This window comes from Stenotrophomonas sp. HMSC10F06, from assembly GCF_001807865.1.
Taxonomy (GTDB): Bacteria; Pseudomonadota; Gammaproteobacteria; order Xanthomonadales; family Xanthomonadaceae; genus Stenotrophomonas; species Stenotrophomonas bentonitica_A.
Genome location: NZ_KV791299.1, coordinates 39,567 through 51,572, shown reverse-complemented (window position 1 = coordinate 51,572; position 12,006 = coordinate 39,567). Strand labels below are relative to the sequence as shown.

Here is a 12,006-nt window from a genome sequence, read left to right as displayed (position 1 = left end):
TTTACGAAAGCGGGTGGGGGAGCCGCGCGTTTTACGCGGCTTGACTTTGCAACCAGACCATCTTGGCGCGCAGTTCTTTGCCTACCTTCTCGATCGGGTGCTCCAGGTCGGCCTGCTTGAACTTGTTGTAGTTCGGCAGGCCCGCTTCGTACTCGGCCACCCAGTTCTTGGTGAAGGTGCCGTTCTGGATATCGGTCAACACGTCCTTCATGCGCGCCTTGGTGCCAGCATCGATCACACGCGGGCCGCTGACGTAGTCGCCGTACTGCGCGGTTTCGGAGATGAATTCCAGCATGCGGGTGATGCCACCTTCGTAGAACAGGTCCACGATCAGCTTCAGTTCGTGCAGTACTTCGTAGTAGGCGATTTCCGGCTGGTAGCCGGCTTCGACCAGGGTTTCGAAACCGGCCTGCACCAGTGCCGAAGCGCCACCGCACAGCACGGCCTGCTCGCCGAACAGATCGGTTTCGGTTTCTTCCTTGAAGGTGGTCTGGATCAGGTTGGCGCGCGCGCCGCCCAGGCCACCGGCGTAGGCCAGGGCGAACTCGGCGGCCTTGCCGCTCTTGTCCTGGTAGACCGCCCAGATGCACGGCACGCCGCGGCCGATCTCATACTCGCGACGGACCAGTGCACCCGGGCCCTTCGGCGCGACCAGCACCACGTCCAGATCCTCGCGCGGTTTGATCATGTCGAAATGCACGTTCAGACCGTGCGCGAACAGCAGCACCGCGCCCTGTTTCATGTTCGGCGCGAGCACGTCTTCGTAGAGCTTCTTCTGCACCATGTCCGGGGTCAGCACGGCGACCAGATCGGCATCCTTCACCGCCTCGGCCGGGGCTTTGACGGTGAAGCCGTCGGCCTGGGCCTTGACCTCGGTGGGACCGCCCGGGCGCAGCCCGACGACGACATCGAAACCGGATTCACGCAGATTCAGCGCGTGTGCGCGGCCCTGGCTGCCGTAGCCGACAACAGCGATCTTGATCTGGGGCAGGTCGTTGGTGCTCATGGGGGAGGTCCTTTGGAGGCAAGAAAAAAGAGGGCCGACGGTCAGCGACGCGTCGGCCCATCAGGGGAAGGGGTGGCACCGGCCTGGCCGCGACCACACGCGAACGCACCCGCCGTGGGGGCGGTGGGCATTGGCTGGCTCGAGGTGGGCTGGCGGGTCATGGTGGAAGGCAACTCGGAGGGGAGGATGGAAAACAAAGGGTTCTGAAACGAAAAAACCCGCACCTGGTCGGGTGCGGGTTTTGATGGATACCTGGCAGTCTTGCTTACACGCCGGTCCGTCCCGCACCTGTTGGTTGGGTAATAAGTACGAGTACGAGAAGCGAACGGATGGAGGCCGCGCCGTGGTCGGCGTGCTCGATGGATTCGCGGGTGGCTGTGCGCTGCAACATGAGATCGAGAAAACCACACGGGTTTTGGCGGTGTCAACCCTGGCAGGACAATTTCCATCGGTTTCGTCTGCATCCACCGCAATGCCCCGCCAGACAAGGATGGTTGCGGCTGAAAGCGTTCCGGTGAACCGGAATTCAGTATTTTGGCGCTGCCGATTGCGCGGATCCGGGGCCGATTTCCACCCCGGTACATGACCATTGTGGGATGTCATCACAGGCCATCTGCCGCCACCATCGATGTCGCTACCACCCTTCAGGAATTCCCCCGTGTCCCCACGCCTCGCCTGCGGCCTGCTCGCCGCCGCCCTGCTGTCCACGCTGCCCGCCGCGGCGATCGCCGCAGACCGGATCACCGGCCATACCTTTGCCACCCGCTCGGAGGTGATCGCCCCGCACGCGATGGCCGCCACCTCCCAGCCCCTGGCCACGCAGATCGCCCTGGACGTGATGAAGGCCGGTGGCTCGGCCGTGGATGCCGCGATCGCCGCCAACGCTGCCCTCGGCCTGATGGAGCCGACCGGCAATGGCGTGGGTGGCGACCTGTTCGCGATCGTCTGGGACCCCAAAACCGAGAAGCTGTATGGCTACAACGGCTCGGGGCGCTCGCCCAAGTCGCTGACCCTGGCCGAGTTCCAGCGGCGCGGCCTGAAGGAAATCCCCGCCACCGGCCCGCTGCCGGTCTCGGTGCCCGGCGCGGTGGACGGCTGGTTCGCCCTGCATGACCGTTTCGGCCGCAAGCCGATGGCCGACAACCTGGCCCCGGCGATCCACTACGCCCGCGAAGGCCACCCGGTCGCCGAGGTCATCGCCTACTACTGGGACCGCTCGGTGCCGCGACTGTCCAAGTACCCTGGCTTCACCGAGCAGTTCACGATCAACGGCCATGCCCCGCGCAAGGGCGAGATGTGGAAGAACCCGAACCTGGCTCACACCCTGGAGCAGATCGCCCAGGGCGGCCGCGATGCCTTCTACAAAGGCGAGATCGCCCGCACCATCGGCACCTACTTCAAGGCCAATGGCGGCTACCTGAGCTATGAGGACATGGCCAGCCATCACGGCGAGTGGGTGGAGCCGGTCAGCAGCAACTACCGCGGCTATGACGTGTGGGAGCTGCCGCCCAACAGCCAGGGCATTGCCGCGCTGCAGATCCTCAACGTGCTGGAAGGCTACGATTTCTCCAAGATCGCCTTCGGCTCGCCCGAGCATGTGCACCTGTTCGTGGAAGCCAAGAAGCTGGCCTTCGCCGACCGCGCGCGTTTCTACACCGATCCTGCCTTCCATCCGGCCCCGGTCGATAAGCTGATCTCCAAAGGCTACGCCGCCGAGCGCCGCACGCTGATCTCCATGGACAAGGCGCTGAGTGAAGTGCAGCCTGGCACGCCCAAGCAGCTGCAGGAAGGCGACACGATCTACCTGACCGTGGCCGATGCGGACGGCATGATGGTCTCGCTGATCCAGTCCAATTACCGCGGCATGGGCAGCGGCATGGCGCCTCCGGGCCTGGGCTTCATCCTGCAGGACCGCGGCGAGATGTTCGTGCTGCAAAAGGATCACCCGAATGGCTATGCGCCGGGCAAGCGTCCGTTCCAGACCATCATTCCCGGCTTCGTCACCAAGAACGGCAAGCCGTGGATGAGCTTCGGTGTGATGGGTGGCGCGATGCAGCCGCAGGGTCACGCGCAGATCGTGATGAACATGGTCGACTTCGGGATGAATCTGCAGGAGGCCGGCGATGCGCCGCGCATCCAGCATGAGGGCTCGACCGAGCCAACCGGGCAGGCGACGGCGATGAGCGATGGCGGCGAGGTGAATCTGGAAACGGGCTTCCCGTACGAGACGGTGCGGGCGCTGATGCGCAAGGGCCACCGTGTTGTGTTTGCGGATGGTCCGTATGGCGGGTATCAGGCGATCCTGCGTGATCCGGAAACCGGGGTGTATTACGGGGCGTCGGAAAGCCGCAAGGATGGGCAGGCGGCGGGTTACTGATTCTCTCGCACTCCGTAGTGCCGACCGTTGGTCGGCACTAGCGCAGAGCAGAGCGTAGAGCAGGACGCTTTGGGGCTGCGGGGGGGGGGCGGTGCGCATGGCAAAAGCGAACACGGCCGAAGCGGTAGAGCCACGCCATGCGTGGCTCCTCTCACTCAGCGATGACCCGATGCATCAGGTCATCGCTGCAACCCCCCCCGTCCCGCCCCGCCCACCGATAGTCCGGAAGGCGGGATGCTTCAAGCGTTCAGCTCAAGGCGCCCGAGCCGCCTCATCGCGTGTTTCTTCCTGCGCCGCGATTTCCCGCTCGATCCACTCATCCATCAACCGCCGCGCGCGCTGTGCACGGCGCCGCTGCAGCGCATGCTCCATGTCCAGCACCCGGTACAACGACCACATCACCGCCAACATCAACAACGCAAACGGCAGTGCCGCGATCGTGATCATCCCCTGCAGCGCATTAAGGCCACCGGCCAGCAGCAGCACGCCCGCGATCAACGCAATCGCCACGCCCCACACCATCCGGCGCGCCAGCGGCGGATCACCGGATTCCTCGGTCGACATCGTCGCTAGCACGAGCACCGCCGAATCGGCCGAGGTCACGAAGAAGATCATCAACAGCACCAGCGCGATCGCCGACAACACCATCGGCATCGGCAGGCTGTCGAACATCGTGAACAGCACCGTCTCGTAGCCGTTGCCCAGCGCCTGGGCCAGGTCCACGTGGCCGAAGATCTGCGACCACAGCGCGGTGCCGCCGAATACCGAGAACCACAGGAAGCCCAGCACGCTCGGTGCGATCACCACGCCTAGCACGAACTCGCGGATGCTGCGCCCACGCGAGACGCGGGCGATGAACGAGCCCACGAACGGCGCCCACGCGATCCACCAGGCCCAGTAGAAGATCGTCCAGTCCGCCACCCAGGTGCTGCCCGAGAACGGCGACATGCGCAGGCTCATGGTGACCAGCGAGTTGAGGTAGGACCCGATCGTGGTGGTGAACGTATCGAAGATGAAACCGGTGGGCCCCAGCACCATCACCAGCGCCAGCAGTACCGCTGCCAGACCCAGGTTGAAGTTGGAGAGCCACTTGATGCCACGGTTGACGCCGCTGGTGGTGGAGGCCATGTACAGCACGAACGCCACCGCGATGATGGTCAGCTGCACCGGCACCGAGGCCTGGATGCCGAACACGCGCTCGAGACCGGCGGCGATCTGGATCGTGCCGAAGCCCAGCGTCGTTGCCACACCGATCGCCGTGGCGACCACTGCAGCGACGTTGACGACAGTGCCCATCCAGCCCCGGTGATGCGCACCGATGATCGGCTGCAGCAGATCACTGATCAGCCCGCGGCCGTTGCGGTTGAACTGGAACCACGCCATCGCCAGGCCGATCAGGGCGTAGATCGCCCAGGGATGCAGGCCCCAGTGGAAGAACGCATAGCGCATCGATGCGCGCGCCGCCTCCATGCTTTGCGGGGCCAACCCTTCCGGTGGCTTCACGAAATGCGAGATCGGCTCGGCCGCGCCCCAGAACACCAAGCCGATACCCATGCCGGCCGCGAACAGCATCGACATCCAGCTCGCATTGGAGAAGTCGGGTTCGGCATCTTCGCCGCCGATGCGCAGTGAACCGAAGCGGCCGAAGGCCAGGTACATCAGGAACGACAGGGTGATGAACACCACCAGCAGGTACAGCCAGCCGGTACTGCGGATGATGGTAGACAGGCCGCTCTGGACGACCTCGTTGAAGGGGCCCGGCGCGAGGCCGGCGATCAGCACCAGCAGTGCGACCAGTGCGATGGAAATGCGGAACACCATGCAGGCGTGTCTCCGATCAGTAGGGGCGAGCCGAGGCTTGCAATCTCCAGCGGCACGGCGGCAACGACTGGGGCGGATCAAGCCGGTCGAGGCCGGTCAGTACGGACGTCAATGGCGTCGAACAATGCGCAATGCGCGCGTGATCGGGACGCTACCGCCGATCGCACCGCATACCGCGCTGCAGCATGGTAGTGCATCGGATGTCGGCACGCTGTTCACACCCAGGGCCAAGCAGCTTGGTTGGTCTGCCCCAGCGCGCCGAGGGTCATCGCTTTGTGCTCTAATTCGCCCCGAAGCGGGGGTACCGCGGCCCAGTGGCCAAGGTTGAGACAGTCCCTTCGAACCTGATCCGGTTGATACCGGCGTAGGGAAGCTTCGCAATTGCTGATGCACTGCGCCGTAGGGCTGCCCCGCCCGAAGACCGCCCGTGTTGCGTCTGCCGTGCGCCGCCGCTTCGTCCGTTCCGCCCATTCCCGGGCGGGACCCGATCCAGGACGACGTCATGAACGCAGCGCTTTCCTCCCTGCAGCAGCAGGCCCAGCAATTGTCCGAATCGGTCACCCGCCCGATTCCCGGCTCACGCAAGATACATGTGCCCGGCTCGCGCAGCGACCTGCAGGTGCCCATGCGCGAGATCTTGCTGACCCGCACGCCGACCCTGTTTGGTGGGGAAGAGAACGCGCCGGTCACCGTGTATGACACGTCCGGCCCGTATACCGATCCGAATGCACGGATCGACCTCTCCGTGGGGCTGCCGCCGTTGCGTGCCGGCTGGGTGGCCGAGCGGGGCGATACCGATGTGCTCGACGGCCTGAGCTCGGCGTTTGGCCGCTCCCGCGAAACCGATGCGCGCCTGGATGCGGTGCGCTTCCCGTCGCGGCTGCAGCCACGGCGCGCGCGGGCCGGTGCCAACGTCACCCAGATGCACTACGCACGCCGCGGCATCATCACCCCGGAAATGGAATTCGTCGCCATCCGCGAAAACCAGCGTCTCGAGGCCATCGTCGATGCCGCGCTGCTCAGGCAGCATCCCGGCGAAGCCTTCGGCGCGTCCATCCCGGCGCGCATCACACCGGAATTTGTCCGCGATGAAATCGCCCGCGGCCGTGCGGTGCTGCCCAACAACATCAACCACCCGGAAAGCGAACCGATGATCATCGGCCGCAACTTCCTCACCAAGATCAACGCCAACATCGGCAACAGCGCGGTTTCCTCGGGCATCGCCGAGGAAGTGGAAAAGCTGGTCTGGGCGATCCGCTGGGGCGGTGACACCGTGATGGACCTGTCCACCGGCAAGCACATCCACGAGACCCGCGAATGGATCCTGCGCAACTCGCCGGTGGCCATTGGCACCGTGCCGATCTACCAGGCACTGGAAAAGGTCGATGGCCGCGCGGAGGAACTCACCTGGGACATCTTCCGCGACACGCTGATCGAGCAGGCCGAGCAGGGCGTGGATTACTTCACCATCCATGCCGGTGTGCTGCTGCGCTATGTGCCGTTGACCGCCGGGCGCGTGACCGGGATCGTCTCGCGGGGCGGCTCGATCATGGCCAAATGGTGCCTGGCACACCACAAGGAAAACTTCCTGTACACCCACTTCGAAGACATCTGCGAGATCATGAAGGCCTACGACGTGACCTTCTCGCTTGGCGACGGCCTGCGCCCGGGGTGCATCGCCGACGCCAACGACGCGGCGCAGTTCGGTGAGCTGGAAACACTGGGTGAGTTGACCAAGATCGCCTGGCAGCACGACGTGCAGACCATGATCGAAGGCCCCGGCCACGTGCCGATGCAGCTGATCAAGGAAAACATGGACAAGCAGCTGCGTGAGTGCGGTGAGGCGCCGTTCTACACACTCGGCCCGCTGACCACCGATATCGCCCCGGGCTACGACCACATCACCAGTGCGATCGGCGCGGCCATGATCGGCTGGTACGGCACGGCGATGCTCTGTTACGTCACGCCCAAAGAGCACCTGGGGCTGCCCAATCGCCAGGACGTGCGCGACGGCATCATGGCCTACCGCATCGCCGCGCACGCCTCGGACCTGGCCAAGGGCCACCCCGGCGCGCAGGTTCGTGACAACGCGCTGAGCAAGGCACGCTTCGAATTCCGCTGGGAAGACCAGTTCCATCTCGGGCTGGATCCGGAGAAAGCCAAGGAGTTCCACGACGAAACGCTGCCCAAGGACGCGCACAAGCTGGCCCACTTCTGCTCGATGTGTGGCCCGCACTTCTGCTCGATGAAAATCACCCAGGACGTGCGTGACTATGCAGCGGGGCAGGGCCTGGATGAGCGCACGGCGCTGGAGGCCGGCATGGCCGAAAAGTCCGCACAGTTCCGCGATCTGGGCGCAGAGGTGTATCGGCAGGAGTGACGCATCGGCCGGGGCGGGCACGCCGTCCCGGCCATCATCCGGCGCGCGCACGATTCCGGCTAAGCTCGGCGCGACCAGGCAGGGGTGGGGGACCACAATGGCGATAGCACGCAGCACCAAATGGCTGGCCATCGCGCGCCGGCATCCCTCGGCCTGGTTATTGGCCGTGCAGCTGCTGGGCGTGCTGCTTTACCCCGCGATGGACGAGGCCGGCGCCAGCCGCGCGCTGTTCGGCGCGTTCGGCATCGCCGTGCTCGGCCTGGCGCTGTGGGTGGTGCGGCGCAGTCCGCTTGGAATGTGGGTGGCGCTGGTGCTGGCGATTCCCTCGGTGGTGTTCTCCATTGCAGGCGCCCTGCTGGAGCGCCCGGCACTGGTCACCACCGCACAGCTGCTCGAATGCCTGCTGTATTTCTATACGGCCGGCAGCCTGATCGCCTACATGCTGCAGGACCACAAGGTGACCCGTGACGAACTGTTCGCTGCGGGCGCCACGTTCACGCTCTTGGCCTGGGCGTTCGCCTTCGCGTTCGCGGTCTGCCAGCAGTGGTACCCGGGCAGTTTCGTGGCAACCAGCGAGAGCGAATTGAGGACCTGGATGGAGCTGCTTTATCTCAGCTTCAGCTTGTTGTCCGGGGTGGGGTTGAGCGACGTCGTGCCGATCCATTCCCAAGCGCGCGCATTGGTAATGCTGGAGCAGTTTTCAGGCGTGATGTACGTCGCCCTGGTGGTCTCGCGGCTCGTCGGGCTGACCATGCTGGCGCGTGCACGAAACTGAATCCAGGATAAAAAATTCGCGCCAGAAGGCGCGAATGGTGATGCGATTTATGTGAATTCATCGGCGAGAGAGAGCCTGTCGTCACCCGCGCGCATAGGCGTGGTTAACCGGCATAGGCTAGTGTTCGCGCGCCTTGGTGTTTTTGCGGTTTGCGCCGATGGCGTGTGCGGAATCTGGCGGTTCGTCCGGTTGTATCGATTGTGACGATCGCGTGAGTTCCAGTGGTTTTTTTGCATTTCCACGTGTTCTGGATGATCAGCAACGACAGTGAGCGCCCCTCCGCCGATGTGATTCGAATCGGCGACTTCATCGTCACTTTCTCCTCGCGGGAAGTGATGAGCGAAGGCATGCGTCGCCCACGTCGGCTCACACCCAAGGCGCTGGGCGTGCTCAGGATGCTGCTGCGATCGCCGGGCGCGGTCGTGACCCGGGATGAACTGTTCGCGGAGGTCTGGCCGGATACCCTGCCGACCAACGACGTGCTGACCCAGGCGGTGACCCAGCTGCGCAAGGCGTTCGCCAGCGATGATGACGCGGCCGCGCCCTATATCGAAACCATCGCCAAGACCGGTTACCGGCTTCTGGTGGCCGTCAGCGTGGTCGAGGATGCCGCGCCTGCACTGCTGATCGAGCCTGACCTCCAGCAGCCGGCCGCAAGCGTGCTCACCGTGGCTGAAGTGCCTGCGGCATTGCCGCCGGTGCTGACCGAGCTGGACCCGATCAAACGCCGTCGGCGTCGCCTGCGTCGCTATGCGGTGGTGGCGGTCGGCATGGCGATGCTGGTGGCGCTGCTGGTGATGGCGGGAATGCTGATGCAGCGCGATCCGCCCGCCTCGGCGGTGGACGCGGCGGTGGAAGATGGCACGCGGGTGATCGGCAGCCCGCAGCGGCCTTACCGGCTGATCACCGCAACGGCAGGGTTCGAGACATATCCCACATTGTCCCCGGATGGATCGCAGATCGCCTATGAGGCCGATGTGCCCAGCCGCCCGGGCAGCGTCATCAAAGTGCAGACCTCCGGCAATACGCCTGCCCGCCCGTTGGTCGAGCCTCCCAAGGGAATGTCCGACCGGTTCCCGAGCTGGTCGCCCGACGGTCGTGAGATTGCGTTCGCCCGGTTCGGCCCTGCCGAGAGTTGCGAAGTGCTGATCGCCAGTGCGACCGGCGGCGCAGTGCGCCATGTCACCCGGTGCGACGGTACCGAACTGCTCAGCTTCGATTGGACGCCCGATGGGCGGGGTCTGGTGTTCGGCTCGCTGTCCGGCCGGTATGCGCAGCGCGGTATCCGCACCCTGGATATCGCCAGCGGACGATGGCAGTCGCTTGATTACGATCTCGGCCGTGACAACTTCGAATACGCGCCACGCTATTCGCCGGACGGTCGCTGGATCGTGTTCGTCCGCAATCCCCAGATCGGCGATCTGTGGCGGATGCCTGCCGAAGGGGGCACCCCGGAGCAGCTGACCGACGATTCGGCGGAGATCCGTGGCTGGGCCTGGCGCAGCGACAGCCGCCACCTCGTGTTCGGCCGCCGCGTCGACAGCGAATCGCGCCTGTATGAACTGGATACTGATACCCGCGTGCTGCGCGATGTCGGCCTGGACGATGCGCAGTCGCCGACCGTTTCGCGCACCGGCGACATGCTCGCCTTCGTGCACCGCCGCCCGCAGTTCGGCCTGTTCCGGGTTCCGGTGGCGGCCGGGGGACTGGGCGCACCGGAGCGCTTGTTCCCCTCCAGTGGACGCGATGCGCAGCCGATGGTGTCGCCGGATGGCCAGCAGATCGTGTTTTCGTCGGACCGTTCGGGCAGCTACGCGCTGTGGTGGGCCGACATGCAGCGGCCGGAGTCGCTGCGTCCGATCGAAGGGCTGCGGCCTGAGGCACGCCAGTCCTCCGACTGGTCGCACGACGGTAAACGCGTGCTGGTGCTGGGCCGCGATGAACATGCCAACCCCGGCATCTATGAGGTGTCTCCGCGCGATGAGCAGACCGTGCGCCTGCCCGTGCCGGTACGGCAGCCGCTGCAGGCGCTGTACGGCAGGGATGGGCAGCAGCTGCTGGTGGTGGAGCGCGACCGTGACGAACGCATGCGCTTGTCCCTGTTCGATCGCAGCGTGACGCCATGGCGCCTGCTCGGCAGCATCGAGGGGGTCTCGCAGGCACGCTATGACATCGCCGGCGAACGTGTGCTGTTCACCCGCCTCTCGGCCGGGGGGCTGTGGCAGGCCGATGCCGCCCTGACGCCGGGCAGCATCCGCCAGATCAGTGAAGACCGGCCCACGCGCTGGCGCTATCGCACCTGGACCGTATCGGCGCAGGGCAGCATCGACTATCTGTCCAACCGTGCCGATTGCGCGACCGTGTTCACGCGCATCGCAGAGCCGGTCGCCGACCAGGAGCACTGCCTGGACGCAGAGCGGCTGAGTGCCAGCAATGGATTCAGCGCGGGCCCGGGCGGCGAAGCGCTGTACCTGGCCCTGGCCGTGGCCGATGGCACGGACATTGGCGTGATGTCGCTTCCCGAGCGCGTCCCGTCGCTGTTCCCCGGCTTCGTCAAGTCCATGATTTTCAAGACGAAAGACCCTTCGTAAGTTCTTCGTAAGGTTCTCGCCTCGAATTCGGATCAATCTCGCCAGGACTTCCTGAGGCAGTGGCCTGATTTGGCAACACTGCAGGCCAGCAAAGGCAAACTCACGGTGTCGTCATGCGTCAGCTCTCCCTGGCCGATCGCGGTCAAGCGCTCTCTCTGGACAAGGTCGTCGACGACGGTCCCCTGCCAACCTGCCTGGGCGTGGCACGCCTGGGCAGCCTGCAGAGCCCTGGCACGACCTTCACGGTGTGGATCCAGCTGCGCGGCAGCGCATGGGTGGAATCCAAAGAGGGGCGCTTCCGGCTGCGCCAACGTGAGTGGATCGCCTTCGAGAAGGAATCCCGCCCGATGGTCCAGGCCGGTCGCGATGGCCTGTGCATCGGCCTGAGCCTGGCCCCGGACGCACTGCGCGCGCTGGGTGAGCTTACCGACTGCAGCCTCTACGCCGGCCGCGGCAGCATGAGCCGCAGCGATGCCCGTGTCGCGCTGCGCCTGTGGCGTGATGTGCTGGCCAGCGGCCACCCGACCCAGGCGCTGCGCCCGGTGCTGTTGCACCTTGCGGCCCTGCAGCAGGGCATGGCGACCGGCGTGCAGCGTTGCCCGGGCCGCTCCCGCAGCCGCAAGCGCCAGGTGTTTGGACGCATGCAGCGCGCGCGCCTGTACCTGGAGGGCAACAGCCACCGGGTGGTGCGTATCGGTGAGCTGGCCGAGCTGACCAACTTCTCCAGCTGGTACCTGTCCAAGACGTTCCAGAGCCTGTATGCGGAGAGTCCGCAATCGCTGTCCGCGCGCCTGCGCCTGGAGCGCGCCGCCGATCTGCTGCGCGATACGGACATGATGGTGGGCGAAGTGGCGGCCGCCAGCGGATTTGACAACTGCTGCAGCTTCGCACGGGCGTTTCGGGCCCGCTTCGGGTTGTCTGCGTCACGCTATCGTGAGGCCGGTGCGAATCTCTCGCCAGATTCGGCAAAGTCTTCGGTTGTCTCCCGCAAATAATTCACTGCAACGCAATCGTAACTTTCCGAGGCGTTTTTAACACGCTACTAACGTACCTCGG

Annotated in this window: 7 protein-coding genes and 1 riboswitch; of the genes, 5 read left to right on the top strand and 2 right to left on the bottom strand. The window is 65.2% G+C overall.

Translation table 11 applies throughout. The features are described from left to right. Positions 1 to 31: 31 nt before the first annotated feature. Positions 32 to 1,006 carry a ketol-acid reductoisomerase gene (ilvC, locus tag HMPREF3113_RS14505; protein ID WP_070473592.1) on the bottom strand — a complete coding sequence of 325 codons (975 nt, stop codon included), beginning with the start codon at positions 1,004 to 1,006 and terminating at the stop codon, positions 32 to 34. A 658-nt stretch (positions 1,007 to 1,664) separates the two neighbouring features. Here ilvC and ggt point away from each other — a divergent pair. Beyond that, positions 1,665 to 3,383, top strand: coding sequence for a gamma-glutamyltransferase (gene ggt / locus HMPREF3113_RS14500; protein WP_070473591.1), 1,719 nt, complete (start codon positions 1,665 to 1,667; stop codon positions 3,381 to 3,383). Positions 3,384 to 3,635: 252 nt separating this feature from the next. On the opposite strand, the gene HMPREF3113_RS14495 is transcribed toward ggt, so the two are convergent. Continuing rightward, a complete protein-coding gene (locus HMPREF3113_RS14495) occupies positions 3,636 to 5,204 on the bottom strand; it encodes a BCCT family transporter (RefSeq protein WP_019183813.1) in 1,569 nt (522 codons plus the stop codon). A 287-nt stretch (positions 5,205 to 5,491) separates the two neighbouring features. Then, positions 5,492 to 5,593: riboswitch (TPP riboswitch) on the top strand. A gap of 113 nt (positions 5,594 to 5,706) precedes the next feature. Between HMPREF3113_RS14495 and thiC the strand changes: the two genes are divergently transcribed. The 4 genes from thiC to HMPREF3113_RS14475 all read left to right on the top strand — a co-directional run bounded on the left by thiC (position 5,707) and on the right by HMPREF3113_RS14475 (position 11,945). Continuing rightward, positions 5,707 to 7,584, top strand: a complete 1,878-nt coding sequence (thiC, locus tag HMPREF3113_RS14490; protein WP_070473587.1) for a phosphomethylpyrimidine synthase ThiC — start codon at positions 5,707 to 5,709, stop codon at positions 7,582 to 7,584. A 97-nt stretch (positions 7,585 to 7,681) separates the two neighbouring features. Then, positions 7,682 to 8,359, top strand: coding sequence for an ion channel (locus HMPREF3113_RS14485; RefSeq protein ID WP_019183815.1), 678 nt, complete (start codon positions 7,682 to 7,684; stop codon positions 8,357 to 8,359). A gap of 251 nt (positions 8,360 to 8,610) precedes the next feature. Further along, positions 8,611 to 10,950 carry a winged helix-turn-helix domain-containing protein gene (locus HMPREF3113_RS14480; RefSeq protein WP_070473686.1) on the top strand — a complete coding sequence of 780 codons (2,340 nt, stop codon included), beginning with the start codon at positions 8,611 to 8,613 and terminating at the stop codon, positions 10,948 to 10,950. Between the two features lie 113 nt (positions 10,951 to 11,063). After that, positions 11,064 to 11,945 carry a helix-turn-helix transcriptional regulator gene (locus HMPREF3113_RS14475; protein WP_019183817.1) on the top strand — a complete coding sequence of 294 codons (882 nt, stop codon included), beginning with the start codon at positions 11,064 to 11,066 and terminating at the stop codon, positions 11,943 to 11,945. Positions 11,946 to 12,006 lie beyond the last annotated feature (61 nt).

Excerpts from the sequence above, each read along its gene's own strand:
- ilvC (WP_070473592.1), bottom strand. The coding sequence starts at position 1,006 with ATGAGCACCAACGACCTGCCCCAGATCAAGATCGCTGTTGTCGGCTAC.
- HMPREF3113_RS14495 (WP_019183813.1), bottom strand. The coding sequence starts at position 5,204 with ATGGTGTTCCGCATTTCCATCGCACTGGTCGCACTGCTGGTGCTGATC.
- thiC (WP_070473587.1), top strand. The coding sequence starts at position 5,707 with ATGAACGCAGCGCTTTCCTCCCTGCAGCAGCAGGCCCAGCAATTGTCC.
- HMPREF3113_RS14485 (WP_019183815.1), top strand. The coding sequence starts at position 7,682 with ATGGCGATAGCACGCAGCACCAAATGGCTGGCCATCGCGCGCCGGCAT.
- HMPREF3113_RS14480 (WP_070473686.1), top strand. The coding sequence starts at position 8,611 with ATGATCAGCAACGACAGTGAGCGCCCCTCCGCCGATGTGATTCGAATC.
- HMPREF3113_RS14475 (WP_019183817.1), top strand. The coding sequence starts at position 11,064 with ATGCGTCAGCTCTCCCTGGCCGATCGCGGTCAAGCGCTCTCTCTGGAC.